The sequence below is a fragment of the Halomicrococcus pelagicus genome (assembly GCF_050954125.1).
In genome coordinates this window covers 117734-134412 of record NZ_JBPBWC010000007.1, presented here as the reverse complement: position 1 = coordinate 134412, position 16679 = coordinate 117734, and the positions used below count along the sequence as shown (strand labels likewise).

General features: G+C 57.2%; 12 protein-coding genes. 3 read left to right on the top strand and 9 right to left on the bottom strand.

Annotated features, from left to right (window positions below; genetic code table 11):
• Positions 1-666: 666 nt before the first annotated feature.
• The gene (locus ACRYA2_RS14590; protein WP_433629478.1) at positions 667-2478 is read right to left on the bottom strand and encodes a M3 family oligoendopeptidase; all 1812 of its coding nucleotides are present in this window, start codon (positions 2476-2478) and stop codon (positions 667-669) included.
• Positions 2479-2733: 255 nt separating this feature from the next.
• Here ACRYA2_RS14590 and ACRYA2_RS14585 point away from each other — a divergent pair, with 255 nt between their 5' ends.
• Positions 2734-4410: a transposase gene (locus ACRYA2_RS14585; RefSeq protein ID WP_433629698.1), complete on the top strand. Its 1677-nt coding sequence runs from the start codon at positions 2734-2736 to the stop codon at positions 4408-4410.
• Between the two features lie 963 nt (positions 4411-5373).
• On the opposite strand, the gene ACRYA2_RS14580 is transcribed toward ACRYA2_RS14585, so the two are convergent.
• Both ACRYA2_RS14580 and ACRYA2_RS14575 read right to left on the bottom strand, forming a co-directional pair.
• Positions 5374-6417, bottom strand: a complete 1044-nt coding sequence (locus tag ACRYA2_RS14580; RefSeq protein ID WP_433629475.1) for a Gfo/Idh/MocA family protein — start codon at positions 6415-6417, stop codon at positions 5374-5376.
• Between the two features lie 3 nt (positions 6418-6420).
• Positions 6421-7722, bottom strand: coding sequence for a purine-cytosine permease family protein (locus ACRYA2_RS14575; RefSeq protein ID WP_433629473.1), 1302 nt, complete (start codon positions 7720-7722; stop codon positions 6421-6423).
• Positions 7723-7866: 144 nt separating this feature from the next.
• Between ACRYA2_RS14575 and ACRYA2_RS14570 the strand changes: the two genes are divergently transcribed.
• On the top strand, positions 7867-8841 hold the full coding sequence (locus tag ACRYA2_RS14570; RefSeq protein WP_433629470.1) for an LLM class flavin-dependent oxidoreductase: 975 nt from the start codon (positions 7867-7869) through the stop codon (positions 8839-8841).
• A gap of 8 nt (positions 8842-8849) precedes the next feature.
• Here ACRYA2_RS14570 and thrC read toward each other — a convergent pair whose 3' ends face one another.
• From thrC to ACRYA2_RS14540, 6 genes are all read right to left on the bottom strand, one after another.
• A complete protein-coding gene (gene thrC, locus ACRYA2_RS14565) occupies positions 8850-9863 on the bottom strand; it encodes a threonine synthase (RefSeq protein WP_433629467.1) in 1014 nt (337 codons plus the stop codon).
• Between the two features lie 170 nt (positions 9864-10033).
• Entirely contained in the window at positions 10034-11146 is a 1113-nt protein-coding gene (locus ACRYA2_RS14560) for an ABC transporter ATP-binding protein (RefSeq protein WP_433629464.1), read from the bottom strand.
• A 2-nt stretch (positions 11147-11148) separates the two neighbouring features.
• On the bottom strand, positions 11149-11988 hold the full coding sequence (locus ACRYA2_RS14555; protein WP_433629461.1) for a carbohydrate ABC transporter permease: 840 nt from the start codon (positions 11986-11988) through the stop codon (positions 11149-11151).
• A complete protein-coding gene (locus ACRYA2_RS14550; RefSeq protein ID WP_433629459.1) occupies positions 11985-12902 on the bottom strand; it encodes a carbohydrate ABC transporter permease in 918 nt (305 codons plus the stop codon). Before ACRYA2_RS14550 ends, ACRYA2_RS14555 begins: the two co-directional genes overlap by 4 nt.
• Positions 12903-12904: 2 nt before the next feature.
• Positions 12905-14290 carry an ABC transporter substrate-binding protein gene (locus ACRYA2_RS14545; RefSeq protein ID WP_433629456.1) on the bottom strand — a complete coding sequence of 462 codons (1386 nt, stop codon included), beginning with the start codon at positions 14288-14290 and terminating at the stop codon, positions 12905-12907.
• A gap of 100 nt (positions 14291-14390) precedes the next feature.
• Positions 14391-15551 carry a hypothetical protein gene (locus tag ACRYA2_RS14540; protein WP_433629453.1) on the bottom strand — a complete coding sequence of 387 codons (1161 nt, stop codon included), beginning with the start codon at positions 15549-15551 and terminating at the stop codon, positions 14391-14393.
• Positions 15552-15647: 96 nt separating this feature from the next.
• Here ACRYA2_RS14540 and ACRYA2_RS14535 point away from each other — a divergent pair, with 96 nt between their 5' ends.
• The gene (locus ACRYA2_RS14535) at positions 15648-16601 is read left to right on the top strand and encodes a TIGR03557 family F420-dependent LLM class oxidoreductase (protein ID WP_433629450.1); all 954 of its coding nucleotides are present in this window, start codon (positions 15648-15650) and stop codon (positions 16599-16601) included.
• The last annotated feature ends 78 nt before the right edge of the window (positions 16602-16679 follow it).

The window sequence follows — 16679 nt, the reverse complement described above, 5'->3', positions numbered from 1 at the left end:
GGGCAAGCACTCAGTTCTGACCCTGACGAGAAGCAGCGATCACACCCATTTCTTATCGCAATTGGGTTATTCATCTGTTCAACTATCTTCTTTGCTGGAGTTCCGCTTCTTACCCCGATTTTCCAGGTTCTGTGGTGGGAGTATCTTGCGCTAGGTCTTGTTGCAGGGAGTTAGGTACTCACCGTCCGTGAGCAGGAACTGTGGCGCGTCTGGATCTATGTCTTCGCACTCGGAGCGGGCTGTGGTATTCATCTCGGGGGGATTGGGATCACTGGCGAGATGCCGGGACTTCCGTTCCGAGTGCTATGGGCGGTCGTGATTGGAGTCGTCACCGCAGCTATCCTCGGAACAATTGGCGGCGTCATCGGCCTCGGCCTTCGACGTCTGACCGCTTGAAATAGGAACGGCCAATAGTGCCAGTGGACGTGGTCAGATGCTTGCTTTGATGTCAGAATTGGAATTTTTCACTCAGCTATTTTGCCCGAGTTCTCACCTTTTGAACCCGTACAGTAGTTGAGACTGGTTTTCTCAATGCATATGGGATGAGGAATTCGGCATAATGTTCTGAGAGGTCTTAACTGAAACAGCTATTATAGTTGGCCTGCGTAGCTAACACTCATCTCATATCGACATTAAACGAAGAAGTCAGAAAACCAGTTGCTAGTGCTATTCAGCCGCGCCCAGTTCCCCCACGTGTTCTTCGACTGCTGAGCATGCCCGTTCGAACGGCTCTCGTGACTGGATGTCGAGACCGAGCGTTTCGAATGCCTCGACAGAGCGTACTGTTCCACCTGCTCGCAAGAAGTCGTGGTACTCGTTCGGTGTGACGGTGCCGTCGAGAAGCTGTTCGACGGTGCGTAGTGCGCCAGCTGTCCCGAGGGCGTACTGATAGAAATGGTAAGGGAGTCGTCCGTGACTACCGACGAGCCACCCTCGTTTCGCCCACGTATCTATCTCTATCGGACCACGGAATTCGGACAGGAGGTCGGTATATATCTCCTCGATGCAATCGAGCGTTAGGTCCTCCCCGTCTTCGACGGTCCGATACGTCTTATGCGTGAACAGCGAGTGTAGCGCCGAGCCGTATATTCCCTGTAACACATCGAGCAAGCGGTCACGCGCATACTGGCGGAGGGCATAGTCGTCTACGTTGAGCAGGTGATGCGCGAGCAAGATTTCGTGGACGTAACTTGGGACTTCCTCAATCGGACGCGCCCCGGTCGCGTACGCAGGCGACTGACCCTCTCGTAAGTATTCGGCGTGCATCGCGTGGCCAAGTTCGTGGGCGAGGATTGACATCGAACGTACATCATCCTGATAATTCAACAGAATGTATGACCCGGTATCATATGCCCACGGCCCGTACGCGAGGATATTCTGCTTGTTTTGCGTCTCATAGACATCGATGCGTTGGGACGTGAAGAGCTCTTCAAGCCGATTTTTGTATGAATCCCCGAGCGGTTCGACAGCGGCGAGGATGTGGTCCTGCGCATCCTCATATGTCACAGTCGGTTCGTGCGCGTCAGCAAGTGGAACATCCAAGTCCCACGCTTTGAGTTCGTCAAGCCCGAGGATTGCCTTTCGCCGCTCGTAGTATTGATGCAGTGGGTCAAGCGAGCCGCGGATTGCGGCTGTCAAGGTGTCGTGAACCTCGACAGGGAGGTGAATGTGCAGGCCGGTTTCGGGGTAGCTCGATTTATTGAACGCCATCTCCCGTACTGAGTCGTAGTTTCGAGCGTCCGCGAGTGCAACCTGTGCTTTCACCTTATCCGCGTATGCTGTCGCGATAGTGTGCTTTACGGCGGCGTGTTCTTCGTACACCGACTGGTAGGCACGGCGACGGAACGCGCGGTCCCGGTGACGGAGATGTTTACCGAGATTGACCCCCGTCACCTCGACCTGTTCCCCCTCGGGCGTCTCCACAGACTGTGGCTCGATGTCGTTGTTCGTGACCGAGGAGTAGACACGCGTCGGTGATTCGATGACCTCGGTGAAATCTGCCAGCAGGTCTTCAACCTCTGAAGACCGTGCATGCCTTGCCATCCGAAGAACGTCATCGAGGAAATGCTTGTACACACCCAACTTCTCAGTCGTCTCAACCGCCTGCATTATCGTCTCGCGGCCAGCGGTCTGTATCTCGCGCCGCACCATGTCGGTAACTTTCGTCACATCCCGGTCTAACTGATTTGACTTGTGGAGTCGTTCCTGATGGGCGCTGTTCTCGGTGTCCTCGTTGCGCTTCAATTGGGCGTATAGTCGAAGCCGTTGTGTGCGGCGGAGTATTTCCTCGAATAACTGGAGAGCGCGTAATAACGTTTCATCGTCACACGCAATGTAGCCCTCGTACTCGCGGAGGTCTTCCAGCCGGTTGTGAACTGCGGTCCATTCGCTCTCCCAATCTTCGACGGATTCGAAGATAGCTGAGAGGTCCCACTTGTACTGGTCGTCGATGTCTGCTCGTGTCGGTAGTTTACTCATATTTTGCTGATGCTTGGCGCTGTGAGCGATGGAATCGGACACACCGCTCTAATCGTTACAAAGACGATTCTCGCGGCCCCAAAGCGGGAACGCGACGACTTAGAAGAGGGTGGAAACGGTCATCCTTCAGCCTCTATTTTCAGACAATAAGACTATGCCATATAACCCTTCCGCTGTATTGAGCGATACGTGAGGCCTCTGTATGTACCGAACGAGGGAGTCGCTTTCTTGGCTGTCGGGGCACAGTACGAAGCCGTGTCCTCCACACAGGCATCTCGACGTGCCGTCTACCGGGCCATTGCTCAACGCGGAGACTCGTCGTGGCCTGTCTACTCCACCACACCGCTCTACGACCGCAGTTCTCTAGGCGGCCTTACTGAGGACATCAGAATCGTTGCCTCGGCCTGGTTCAAACATGAGGCCCACGAATCAGTTGATGAGTTCGCGATCCACTATCCCCTCGAATACGTTGACTTCGGTCCACACGACCGCTATTCCAGTTCGTATCAGTACGGGATGTCCAGATTGTTTAAAGCGTTTCTCCTGAAGGAACTCCACGGTCTGGAGCACGAAACAGCACTCGTCGAGTACCTCGATAGCCATCCCACACTCTGTGGGCGTTTAGGGTTGGAGACAATCCCTAATCAATCGACACTGTGGCGCAGCTGGCACACGCGCTTCACCGTTGAGCTTCGCGAAACAGTCCAGAAAGCGGCCCGAACGATCCTCATCAAAGCTCAAAGCGCGGATGTCGCCGTCCCACGCAAACCAGACCGACATCTTGCGTCTCCTGGCGACGATGCAGACGAATCAGATCCAGACAATCGAACCATCCTCGACAGAGCTGGGACAATCATCGATCACGTCAGTCGAGTCGTCTTCCCGGCTTTCTCTCTGAATCGTGGTGAGGGCTGTGAGATCCACGAGAACGCCTACTGGGGCCTGCAGACCTATCTCGGACTCCGTGAGAACGTGGCGGCCAACGAGGGGGCTCGAAGCTTCATTCGCGAATCGACGCGTGATCGAACACCACTCGGGCACGCCCATCGCGATCACATTCGCGACCTCTCAATATTGGAGGTTCGAGAGATGTACCGGCAGGCTGTCCATCAACTACTTGACGAGGTTGCGGAGACGGAGGAATTTTTCCGAGCAGGGATCGTCGCGATTGATATCACTGAAGCCGATCCGTTCACCGGCGATAGGACCGGCCACGAAGACGAGATTATCGGGACGAAAGAGCAAAGCAACGAGTACGCCTACCAGTGGGCGACAGTCCAGCTGGTCGGCAATGCTGTCCCAATTGTCCTCGATGCGCGACCGGTTCGACGAGGGGAATCACGGAAAGAGATCGTCGAGGATCTGCTCAGCTCTGCCGAGGATCTCGTTCACGTAGATAACGTCCTGATGGATCGGGAGTTCGACAGCCAGCAAGTGCTGGAGATGATCAGTCAGCGCGGGCTCTCGTACGTCGTCCCGAAACGGATGCGGACCAGCGAGCAAGCCCAGGCGAAGCGACTCCTCCAACGCGGACAGAGTCGGTACGAAACCGACCGGAAACTCCATCTCGGGGACAACGAATGGCACAAGACGACGCTGGTCTACCGACGGAAAGAGAACGCTGAACATGACGACTACCGACAGTACTCGGTGTTCATGTCGAATCGAGGCGGTGGGTTTCTCAGTGAGTATGGCTACCGCTGGGAGATTGAGAGTGGCTACAAATCGATCAAGCGGTTCATGGCGGCCACCACGTCGAAGAACTTCGTACTGCGATTCTTCTACTTCGCATTCGCCTGTCTGCTGTACTCGATTTGGCGTGCAGTCGATCTGCTCGTACAGGTCAAGTTGACTGGTGCATACGAGTACTCACCGATGGTGACGGCGGATAATACACTGACGTTGCTAAAGAAGGAGACCGGAATCGGATAGTGAGAGCCACAGTCCGAGACAGCCCGGATTTCTGAGTGGCAACGCTGTCGGCAGTCTTAGAAAACCACCAGTGTAGTTGATAGGGTGACAGGAAAGGGCAATCTAGAGTCGATCTGACTCAGTTCCAGTTCACCAATCCGCCCGAAACCATGCATTACAATCCCGCTAAACCCGTTGTAGTCTCAACTTCCCCGTGGCCGTATTTGATATCGCAGTATATGATTTATAAAATTCTAGAGCGCCATTTTCGTGAGGTACAGGAGTTGAGGAGTCCAATATGTCTGGCAGGGGTGAGAGAACATCACTACCGTTTAGAGCGGTAAACGGAAGTGGATTCGGCCGCATCACTGCCCTCGGGGAAGCACGAAAGCCGTGTCCGCTAGCGAGCAGTTAGTAACCTCGAGGATTTACAGTCGAACGTACCCTCACTGCTTTAGCGTCGTGTGATTCTTCTCCTTCCACGACGGTCCCCGAGAACGTCACAACTGCGACCTCACGATCGGAAAACGCGTCGGTGAGCACCGACTCGATACCGTCATTCAGAGCAGAACGTTCCCGGAGCGGGGCAAGCATGGAGTGCTACGAGACTATGCATAGAGAAGCAGGTAAGGCTGTCGTCGGCTTAGACCACCGTTGGCGATACACAGCTCGTCTCTGTCGTGTATTTCGCGTCGCCAGCGCATCCAGAGGGTCAGGATATCCACCAGACAGTTTCCGATGGAAGAGAGTATGTCGATACAAGGGCCGAGGGACAGCGCCAGATAACGCGTTGCGTGACGAGATCGAGACCCCCTTGATACCGAGCAACTGGAAAATGAGAAGCCATGGCTTGCTGAAGACGTGCTGGCAACCGCTTCAGCACGCCACCATCTCGTGGGTGGGCTGCGGATGGCAAAGCAGTGCTCGAGCACGATTCGGTTCTTCAGCTATATGTCAGAACTTGGCGATAAAACAGCGGTGTCGTCACAAGTCAACGACACCTGAGTTGGCAGCGTCCTCCCAGGCTGAACACAAAGCAAGTGCGTCCGCGACCGTATCCGGTGCTGGCGGAACTGCACCTGGTCGAGAATCGCTTCTGGCGGCGCAGATAAACGCGTCGAACTGGCGGTCAAGGATAGGGCTCTGGACCCGTCCAAACACTTCTGCTCGTCGATCGTCCGCCTTGCCGGCATGCCAGTGAATCCCATCGTACCCTTGGTGCGTCGTACGGAGGATTCCGTCTGTCCCGACCACTTCGATTTCCCAATTCCCGAGCGGGTCCCGGCAATCGGTAGCGTACGTCATCGACATCTCTCCGACGCTACCGTCGGCGAAGTGAACGGTCGCAGCGCCAAGGTCTGGATGCGTGCTGTGGGATGTATTTACGTTAGAGAGTTCTCCCGAGAGCCGCTCGGGTCTGTCGTCCGCGAGCCACACGAGTGCGTCGGCGGTGTAGAATCCCATTGCGTAACTGCTTCCAGCCTCCTTTGGCGCGTGTTCAGCGTTCGCTTCGATGCCCGCTTCGGGTACGCGGTCATGCCGAATTGCAGCACGGACGCTGACGACGTCACCGATTGCTCCACGGTGAACACGTTGTCCAAGGGTCGCCACAGCATCGTCGAACCGAGCAGGACTCGTCGTTACGGCGGGAAGATCGGCCTCTGCTGCTGCGACGGCGATTTCGTCGGCTCCTTGCGGACTGTCGGCGGCAGGTTTCGCTGTGAGTACTGGGACTCCGGCTCTGAGCGATGCACAGGCGTCGTCAGCACGTCGGCGTGTTCGTGTGGCTACTACTACCGCGTCGACGCGCTCGGCGTCCAGCAGTTCGTCGACGTCGTGATAGAGACGACAGTCGTGCTCCGCCGTAATCGATTCGTCGGTCGGGCGACCGAGGGCAGTTCGTTGTTCGTCAGTTGTCTCCCCCGGGAACACGGCGACAACCTCGCAGTCTGGGTGATTCGCTGCCCGCTCTGCGTAGGCTGGCCCGTAGAACGACGCGAGACCGAGGACGGCGACGCTGATAGTCATCACTTAGTCGCTACTCCGTGGCTGGGTCTGATATCGTTCGATCCAGGTTCCGACCGGGGAGTCGAGTGCGTAGTAGATGACTCCCGCGACGAGCGCGCTCGACAACGCTGGAACAGTCCAGTCGGGTGCCAGCACGGCGAACGCGGCGCCGATCGCCCACGCCATTACTGCGACTGGGTTCCATCCGCGGACGTACCAGTATTTCCCGTCGACTTCGAACAGGGCGTTGATGTCCATCCCGCCTTCAATGAGGTAGTAATGCACGAGCAGGATACCTGTCGTCGGGACGAGCGTGACCGTCAGCGCCGAGAGGAAACTCTGGATGCCCCCGTAGCTGAAGATGCCGGCGACGGCGAGTCCAGTTCCGACGAGTCCCGTTAGCACGGTCATGTAGAGCCGTTGCAGGCCCGTGAGTTGCGATAGTGCAATTCCTCCGACGTAGACGTTCGTCACGTTCGTCGTCCACGATCCCATGATCAACAGCAGGAGGCCGACCGATCCGAGTCCGAGTTCGACTGTAATTTCGACCGGGTTCCACGTCCCCGCGGCGGCGGCTGCCAGAATCCCGATCGCTGCGAGGATGATGGCGAAAATGATCCAGGCGAGCGTCGCACCCCATCCTGGGCGTGAGGAGTCCTGGGATTGTCCGTATCGTCCGTAATCCATCGCCACGATGAGGTATGCGGCGGTGGCGGCCGGGAAGACATTCAGTGCTGCCCAGAATGACATCCCGGTCCCGCCACTGCTACCGAGGCTGGTCGAGTAGTTTGTGAAGATCTGGTAGACGACCAGTCCGAGTAGGATCGTCATGATCGGCACTGCAAGCCGGTTGAGCCACTCGATCCACTCGTATCCGAATACTGCGACCGTTGCCATCACGATTCCTAGTGCTCCTGCTAGAAGCCAGAACGGAACCGTGATACCGAAGTTACTAAGAATTGCTTTCGAACTGGATGCGACGATACCGGTTTGTACACCGAACCAGCCGACTGTCGCCAGAACTGTTGCGAGTGCTGGGATGACTCGTCCCCGTATTCCGAAGGGCGCGCGCATTGCTGTTGTTCCTGCTGTTCCCTGTTCGGCGGCGATCTTCGTTCCGAAATAGACGATGACGCCGACGAGCACGATACTGATTACGGCAGCCGTGAATCCTTCTACCAATCCAGCACCGATGGTCAACGACCCGAGCAGGAAGTTCGTGATTACGATGGCGAACCCCGCCCAGATGGCGAATATTTTCCAGAATCCTCGATTGCGTTGCTCCTCGTTGATGACTTCGACGCCTTCGGTTTCTATGAGTGGCATTCTACCACGTACCATTCTATTACGACCACCGCAATGGAATTTGGGTAATATTTCGAGATACTTACCTGGGATATTATGGGAATCGTGCCGACACGTCCGAACTTATGTGTAATGTATAAATGGTAGCAGGTACCACAGAACAACATGGAGTTCGGCATCTACCTGAACCAGTACGGTGACAAACGCACAGATTTCGAGTTCGAAGCAGCATTCGAGCAGGCAGCACTCATGGAAGACTTGGGGTACGACATAGCGGCCGTCGGAGAACGGCATTTCTACGAGGACGGGTTCTACGAACCATTCACCTTCCTGTCGGCACTTGGAGCTCGCACCGATACGCTGACACTAACGACTAACATTCTGATCTTGCCTGTGTATCATCCAATTCACCTTGCCGAGCGCATCACAGCGCTGGACCACCTCACAAACGGACGGACGAACTGGGGAGTGTCGCTGGGATACCGTGAGAGCGAGTTGGTCAACTTCGGAGTCGGGATGGACGACCGCGTGGGTCGATTCCTAGAATCGATCTCGGTCGCGAAGCGACTTCTAGAGGGCGAACGGTTCGACTACGACGGCGACCATATCCAGTTCGACGATGGGTTCGTTCGCCCAGAACCCGTACAGGATCCGCGCCCTCGGTTTTGGGGCGGCGGTAACGCCGAAGTGGCGATCAAGCGTGCCGCGTACCGCTGTGACGGCTTCACCGCGGCGGTGACCGAACCAGAACAACTTCGTGACGACATCGAGCTCTACTACGATTCCGTCGAGGAAGCCGGAAAAGACCCTGACGACGCCGAGGTCACCATCATGGTCGACGGCTTCGTCGGCGAGACAACGGACGAGGCCTACGACGCACTGGAACCGTACATGCTCGACCTTCACGAAAAGTACATCAAATGGGGGAATCCCGAGTTCGACAGTCGGCCAACGTGGGACGATGTTGAGGATCAGATAATGGTCGGGACGCCTGCTGAGGTGGCGGAGAAAGTCGAGACGTACCGCGACATCGGCGTCGACAATCTCATCTTCCGGACGCAGTTCCCCGGAATGGATCAGGAGCCCGCTCTCGAAAGTATCCGGCGGTTCGGCGAAGACGTACTGCCGGAGTTCCGATGATTATCGTCTCAGTCGGCTGAACCAGACAACACCGCGTCACGAACCACCGACGCATCTGTTCCAACGGGTTCGGCTGCTACTTCGACCTCGTCTTTCTCTTTCAGTCCATGACCGGTTACCAGTGCAACGACGGTATCATTGTCGTTGACCCTGTCCGCTGCACGAACACCGGCGACGCTCGCCGCGCTCGCGGGCTCGGCGTACACGCCCTCGGTCGCTGCGAGGCGGTTCGTTGCTTCGTAGATCATCTCGTCGTCGAGTGCGACTGCGTCACCGTCGCTATCGACGACGGCTCGGCGGGTCTGCTCCCCGTCGGCGGCGTATCCGTCAAGCGGATCGGCGATAGCGCCGACTGTCGTCGTGATCGGTTCCGTCCACGGACGCACTGTCTCACCGTGCTCTATGGCGTGGACGATGGGATGACATCCGCGTGCCTGCACGCAGAGCATTCGTGGGACACTATCGATGATTCCTGCATCGCGGAGTTCGGCGAATCCGAAATGTGTTCCCCCGAGCAGGGGTCCTGCACCGACGGGGACGGTCACCCAGTCTGGGGCCTGCCCTAACTCCGCGACGAGTTCGAACGCGACGGTGCGGTTCGCACTGGCGACGAGCGCGTTAGCAGAGTACACGGCTGTCGCGTTGAGCACCCTGTCGTCACTAACTGTGTCGGCCAGCTGGAAGCAGTCACTGAACGACCCGTCGACGGTGAAGATGTCGACGCCGTGGGCCGCGACTTGCTCGAGCTTGGATAACGACGTTCCTTCTGGCACTAGCACTACACATGGGACGCCGGCTCGGGCGGCGTACGCCGCGACACTCGGTGCAGTATTCCCGGTGCTGGCGACGATGAGTCCTTCCCAGGGAGTGTCGGCGTCGGTGACAGCCGACACCGTCAGCGAACTGCCGCGGTCCTTGAACGAGCACGTCGGATTCAGTGACTCCAGCTTGCCGTAGACAGTTCCTGAGAGAGTCTGGCTCGTTCGATCGAACTCGACCAAAGGAGTTGAACCCTCTCCCATCCCGAAATCGGATGCAAAGTCGGGAAGCGCCGCTGCTGGATCCCCATCGACGGCGCGACGGAGCGCCGTTGAGTCGTCCTCAACGTAGCGGACGAATCCACCGCACTCATCACAGGTTGCCGATACGTCAGCTACCGACGCCCTGCAAGATTGGCACCGAAAGGGCATGATCAGGTGTATGCCTCACCCTTCTCAGGGTCGAACACGTGAATCGCATCCGGACTCACTGAGACTGTGAGGTCGTCGTGCGTCGACACCGACTGAATCACGTCTTCGTCAGCCGTCTTCATGATCAGGTCTTCGTCAGTGCCTGCGTCGAGGTAGTACCAGTTGGCGTCGCCGAACGTCTCGACCATCGAGACTGAGGCATCGAACGACGGCATGTCGGGCGTTCCACCGTTCCGTGCAGGGCGAAGCTTGTTCGGTCGCATTCCTATGTGGACATCCCGAGAGGGGATGTTCTCACGGTAGATATCGTGGTAAGCCTCGGGAATGGCGAGCTGAAACCCACCTGCGTCGATGTACGGCTGCTCTCCGTCGTCGACATACGTCGCGTCAAGGAGGTTCATGCTCGGTGTACCGATGAAGTTGGCGACGAACTCGTTGTTCGGATCCTCGAACAGGTCGATCGGGTCGCCGTACTGTTGAATCTGGCCGTTGTTGAGTAGGAGAATCTCGTCGGCAATCGACATGGCGTCCTCCTGGTTGTGCGTCACGTGGACGAACGTGGTACCGATTCGCTGCTGGATACGCGCGAGCTCAGCCCGCATCTCGAGGCGGAGTTTCGCGTCCAGCGAGGAAAGCGGTTCGTCTAGCAGGATGACGTCTGGTTCGCGGACGAGGCTCCGTCCGAGGGCGACGCGCTGTTGCTGCCCACCGGATAGCGCTGCGGGTGACTGGTCGAGTTTGTCCTCGATTTGGAGTATCTCTGCGATACGCTCTACCTGTTCATTTTGCTCGTTCTTCGGGACACCGTCCATCTCCAGCCCGAAGGCCATGTTCTCGCGAACAGACTTGTGATCCCACAGCGCGAGATTCTGGAAGACCATGCTGAGATCACGCTTGCGCGGGGGGAGATCCGTAACGATTTCATCGTCGATACTCACGTCACCCCTCGTCGGCGTCTCCAGTCCGGCGATCATCCGGAGCGTGGTCGATTTTCCACAGCCGGAGGGGCCCAGAATCATCGTGTAGGACCCATCAGGGATAGTGATGTCGACGCTGTTCACTGCTACGAGGTCACCATACTCCTTCGTCAGATTGTCGAGTTTGATTTCGCCCATGTTTAGACCACTCCTGCACCTTTCGCAATGCCTTCACCGAGGTACTTCGCCATCAACCAGAACAAGGCAAGGACGGGAATCGTCGCGATGACGCTCACCGCCGCAAGCAGGCCCCAGCTGATGGAGTACGATCCGAGCAACTGCTGAAGTGCGACCGGTACCGTGTGACTGGCTGAATCGGTCATCAGCACGTACGCGAACATGTACTCGCCCCACGACATGATGTACGCAAACGTCCCTGCAGCGATGATGCCGGGCATCGCCTGCGGGATAGTGATGCGGAGGAATGCGCCGAACTGACTCGCCCCCTCGACGAGCGCTGCTTCTTCGAGTTCTCGTGGGATGTCTTCCAAGAACGCTTGGAGGATCCACATGCAGAATGGTAGCGCCAGCATCGAGTGGACGAGGATTAGCGTGACGGGATGTCCGAGCATCCCGAAGTCCGCGGCGAGTTGATACAGCGGCACCATGAGCGCCACGTGTGGGAACATGTACGTTAGCAACACCAGCTTCGCAGCTTTCTGGCGGCCAGGGTACATGAATCGAAGGATGCTGTACGCACCCAGTAGCGCCACGGCCGTCGTCAGCAGCGTCGTCCCGATGGCGACGATGAGGCTGTTCCAGACTGCACCGACGAATTCGATCTCGAGCGCTCGCTGGTAGTGATCGAACGTCATCTTCGGCGGGATGAGGTGGACGCCCTGATAGATGACGTTCGTTGGTTCGAACGACGTCTTGAGCATCCAGTAGAAGGGGAACAAGAAGACGACGAGTACTGTCGCTATCAGGGTGTACCGCATACCCTCTGCGACGCGACGGTAGGTGGAGTACCGCGAACTCATGCGAACTCACCTCCTTCTTTGAATTCCTCCTGCTGGAAGTAGAGTGCGACGAACACGACGAGCAGCAGGAACAGCACGACGCTGATGGCTGTCCCACGCCCGATGCGCTGCGTATTGAACGCGATTTCGTAGATGAATACGGGGAGTGTAGTCGTTCTGCCGACCGGTCCACCGTTGGTCAGCAGCCAGATGATGTCGAAGATGTTGAACGTCAGGAGGAAGCCTAGTAGACCGAGCACAGTCATAGAGCTCTGTAAGTGGGGATACGTGACGTGATAGAACTCGTTGAGCATGCCAGCCCCCTCGATGCGGGCGGCCTCGTATTCTTCGTTCGGAATCGTCTGGAGCACCGCGAACACGACGAGTGCGACGAGAGGCGCCCACCGCCAGGTGTTGATGAGCGTCACGGTCAGGAGGGCGAGTGACGGATCTGCCAGCGGGTTCACGGGCTGTGCCAACAGCCCTAATTGGACGAGCCACTGGTTGAGCGGTCCATAGGTCGTGTTGAGAAGCCACCGCCACATGACAGCCGTCACTGCCGACGGGATGACGAATGGAATCAGCATAACTGTTCGAACCGCGTCGCGTCCGAAGAAATGGCGGTGGAGCAACAGCGCGATGCCGATACCTGCGATACCTTGGAGTGCGAGGTTGCCGACCGTCCACAAGAGGCTTCGTTTGAGCGCCGACCAGAACGTATCCGTTCCGAACAACCATTCGTAGTGAGACAGCCCAACGATTTCGCCGGCCGCGTAGTCTGTGAAGCTGATGAAGAGGGCGCTCAGGAACGGATATACGAGAGCGAGAACAATGAGGAGAACGGCCGGGACGATGAGGCCCGCACCGACGAGCGTCTCCCGATCGTAGTTCTCGAGATACTGGCGGACCGCTTCGGAACGAGTTGTCGTCGACATCGTCAGTTGATTTTGCTACTTTTCTCGGTCTTCAAGACGTTCTGTAGCCGTTTCTGTCCCCATGAAGCTGCTTTCTCTGGAGACTGGTCGTTTACGATGAGCCGTTGAACGATTTCTCCTAGCACGTGGGAGCCTTCGAGCGTCCCGACACTGGGGATGTACGTGTCGTTCTTGAGGTGGATGTCGCGGAATCCGTAGAGAGATGCTTTGGGTAGTGCGTCGAATTGCGTCTTGACCATCTCCTCGTGTTTCTTGATGAGTTTGTGGTTCCAGAACTTGTCTGAGTTCTTCCCCGTCTTGGTGACAGGAAGGTACAGCGTCGGTTCAGTGTTGGCCAACCACTCACCGTAGACGCCCTTGCTGTGCAGGAATTTGACGAACTTCGCGATAGCGCTCTTTTTGTTCTCGTTGAACACCATGATGTCGTTGACGTAGTGAACGCTCCCTTCTTGACCGCCCTTGGGGGAGGGTTGCTCGATAGCGCTGAACTTCCCTGCGTGCTCCGTCTCTTCGAGACTGCGGGCCCATGACGAGAAGCCGTTCGTCGAGTAACTCGTGCCCTGTAGGAGCGACCGTTCCCACTCTGCCCAGCCCCAGTTGGTCGCGCTCGGTGGACTAGCCTGCTTGAACACCTTCTTATAGAATTCCAGTGTTTCAACGGTTTCCGGGGTGTCGAACATGATCTTCCCCTCTGGACCGTAGACGTAGGCTCCGTTGTTGATCATGAGAGTGTAGAGGTTCTCGGTGGTCCAGAGGTTCTTCGCGGCCGGGAGTGTGATTCCGTAATTGTCGTTGTCGGTGACCTTCGTTAACGCCTGTGACCACTGCTGCCAATTCTTTGGAGCCCAGGCGTTCGTGTCTTTCAGTTTGTCAGTCCTGAAGTGATGGAGGAATACCATGTCCCACATCGGAATCCCCCATGTACCGCCCTGGTATTGGAACGGCGTGATAGCGTTGTCGAACATTCCGTGTTCTTTCTTGAGGTCCTTCACGATATCGGAGACGTCGACGAGGTCACCACGGGATTGGAACGTCATCGTGAACGCCGGGAGGGAGAACATGAAGTCGGGTTCTTTCCCCGCTTCGAGGGCGCTCGTTAGTTTGCCGAATACGGAGTTCCAGTTCTGGGGTTCGACGGTAACCTCGATGTTATCCTGTTTCTGGTTGAACTTCTTCGTGTATTTCTCGAACTGTTTCTGTCGGTGGGGGACACCTTCCTGATGCCAGTACGTGAGTTTCGTAGTACCGTTTCCGCCACCGCCACCGTTACCATTGCCATCGCCACCTCCGAATCCCGTGCACCCGGCAAGACCAGCAGTAACGAGGCTCGAAGTGGCAATAAACTTACGTCTTGAAGCGATACTTGTACCGTTGCTATCGTCTGGCATAGACAATCAGTAGAAACCCTTTCCGCTAATTAATAGCTGTCGGATATTTTCGGAGAAGAATACCGGAAAATAGTATTCTTCACTGCATAGCCGCAAAGTATTAGTTAGGATACGTTTCGAGTGCGTTTTCGATCCACGTAAGATTGTGTTCCGGCAGGAGTCCATAATTGTAGAAGGAGAGCCGCGGGGCGCCGGCTTCCGCGAGTCCGTCGACAATCTCACGGGTCGTCTGTGAATCGTAAACCGAGGGATGCCCAGGGAGTACGCCAGCGTGAACCGGTACATCGCCGGAGAGCTTCAGTGCCGTCTGGTACTGTTCGACGGCCGCCTCTCGAGAAGACTCGTACGCCATAACCGTGTAGAAGTCGACGGAATCGGCGAGAGCCTCCAAGTCTGCTCCGTGCATCCACGATCGATCCGCTCCAACGAAGCCGACGTAGTATCCGAGTTCTGCATCTGTGACAGCGTCCCCCAGCGTTCGGAACATGTCGGCGAGAGTGTCTGTTCGCACGTCGACGTAGTCAGCAACCGTCGGGTGACCGTCGAGCCACTCCTCTACCGAACGCTCTGGGTCGAGGTTACCTTCCGCGAGTCCGTCGACAGTCGTCCGGCACGTCTCACGTGCTCTCTCGACGTCGATCCCTGCGTCGGCGGCGTTCGAACGACAGTGGTCACAGAAACAGAGGCCGAACAGGAACTCGCCGAGCGTCCCGAGGCGGGTATGGTACTTGTCGTGGTGCCATCCGAACCCCGTCCCGTAGAAGTAATCGAACGTCTCCAGTTCGATGCGTTCGAACGGAGCTCGTGCGTCGAGGTCTTCGACCAGATTCGTGAGATACGATTGCACAGCCGGGTTGGATGGACAGAGCCCAAACACGAGCGAATCTCCGTGAGGGGATTCCAACGTTAGGTCGGGACGCTTCATCCCCAGTCTCGAATTGTGACAACCGACAGTCCAGGAGTTCAGCGTCAGGTGAGTGTCCGCTATCTCTTCGACGATTCGCTCCAGCCAATCGTCCTCACCCATCGTCTCGTTAGGTACCGGTGTGATACCGTCGTAGCCGTCACCGGGCTGAAAGTACGAACTGGCGTGTGCGAAGAACGTTCGTCGTTCCGGGTTGTGGGGGAGGAACGTCTGCACCGAGTGGTAGTTGGTTGCGAGGTTGACCTCGGTCACGCCCATCTCTCCGAGTCGGTCGGCGACGGTCTCGACACCTTCGTCGAGGAGATCCCACGGGTAGGCCCAGATTGCAGCTTGCATGTCGACCAGAACATGTCGCGCGACGGTCTTTATTTTTTGGTACCGTGCACCACCCAAGGACAACAATTATGCGCCCGACGATACAGATTTCTGTCGATGGAGTTCGGTATCGACCTCGGCGGAATGTATGAGTCGCCAGCGTACTACCTTGACCGGGCCGAGTCGGTTGAGGCCGCCGGCTTCGACACACTCTGGTTCGGCGACCACATTCAGCCGTGGTTCCACGATGAGGGGCGGGCGCCGTTCGCGTGGTCGTGGATGCCGGCGGCGATGGAGCGAACCGAATCGATTCCTGTTGGCGTATTCGTAACGCCCCCGCTGTATCGCTACCATCCACTCGTAATCGCGAACGCAGTGGCTACCCTCGACGAGCTATATCCCGGTCGGTTCATGCTCGGCGTCGGTACGGGTGAGCGGATGAACGAACACCCCTTCGTCGACGAGTGGCCGTCGTGGGACGAACGCGGCGCTCGTCTCCGGGAAGCCATCGACATTCTACGCCGATATTGGACTGCAGACGATTTCTTCGGCTACGACGGCGACCAGTTCTCGTTCGATCCGGTATACCCATACGAGCAGCCCGAGGAGGACGTTCCAGTGTACGTCGCTGCGTCAGGGCCGAAGAGTGCACGCCTCGCCGCCGAGTGCGGCGATCACGTCATCACCATCGCCGGTATCCCCAATGTCGAGGAGCGAGTCATCGATACCTACCGCGAGCACGGCGGTGACGGAGAGGTCGTGATACAAACCGTCGGTGGATACGGCGATGCGGAACGTCTGATTGATCGAGTGATGGACTCGTTTGCATCGACGCTCATTCCGGAGAATTTCGACGAAACAGATCCACGGGCACTGCAAGCCTCGACCGACCAGGTTTCCCGGGATGAGATCCGAGACGCGTTCCTCATCGCCGAGGACCCTACGGATGTGCTTGCGTGGGTGGACGAACAGGCTGACCGCGGCGCCGATCACGTCGTTGTTACGGACGTCAGCTACGAGCAGGACGAGTTCTACCGCGTCGCCGCAGATGACGTTCTCCCAGAACTGTAATGTGGAATGATCGGCAGTCGCTCCATCATCTGGACCCCGATACTAATTTACAAGTGAGCGTGCGTCAGATTGCAGTGT

What these genes read in the sequence shown, in the direction of transcription:
- ACRYA2_RS14555 (WP_433629461.1), bottom strand. Translation starts at nt 11,988, where the DNA reads ATGAGTTCGCGGTACTCCACCTACCGTCGCGTCGCAGAGGGTATGCGG.
- ACRYA2_RS14535 (WP_433629450.1), top strand. Translation starts at nt 15,648, where the DNA reads ATGGAGTTCGGTATCGACCTCGGCGGAATGTATGAGTCGCCAGCGTAC.
- ACRYA2_RS14590 (WP_433629478.1), bottom strand. Translation starts at nt 2,478, where the DNA reads ATGAGTAAACTACCGACACGAGCAGACATCGACGACCAGTACAAGTGG.
- ACRYA2_RS14550 (WP_433629459.1), bottom strand. Translation starts at nt 12,902, where the DNA reads ATGTCGACGACAACTCGTTCCGAAGCGGTCCGCCAGTATCTCGAGAAC.
- ACRYA2_RS14560 (WP_433629464.1), bottom strand. Translation starts at nt 11,146, where the DNA reads ATGGGCGAAATCAAACTCGACAATCTGACGAAGGAGTATGGTGACCTC.
- thrC (WP_433629467.1), bottom strand. Translation starts at nt 9,863, where the DNA reads ATGGGAGAGGGTTCAACTCCTTTGGTCGAGTTCGATCGAACGAGCCAG.
- ACRYA2_RS14545 (WP_433629456.1), bottom strand. Translation starts at nt 14,290, where the DNA reads ATGCCAGACGATAGCAACGGTACAAGTATCGCTTCAAGACGTAAGTTT.
- ACRYA2_RS14575 (WP_433629473.1), bottom strand. Translation starts at nt 7,722, where the DNA reads ATGCCACTCATAGAAACCGAAGGCGTCGAAGTCATCAACGAGGAGCAA.
- ACRYA2_RS14540 (WP_433629453.1), bottom strand. Translation starts at nt 15,551, where the DNA reads ATGCAAGCTGCAATCTGGGCCTACCCGTGGGATCTCCTCGACGAAGGT.
- ACRYA2_RS14580 (WP_433629475.1), bottom strand. Translation starts at nt 6,417, where the DNA reads ATGACTATCAGCGTCGCCGTCCTCGGTCTCGCGTCGTTCTACGGGCCA.
- ACRYA2_RS14570 (WP_433629470.1), top strand. Translation starts at nt 7,867, where the DNA reads ATGGAGTTCGGCATCTACCTGAACCAGTACGGTGACAAACGCACAGAT.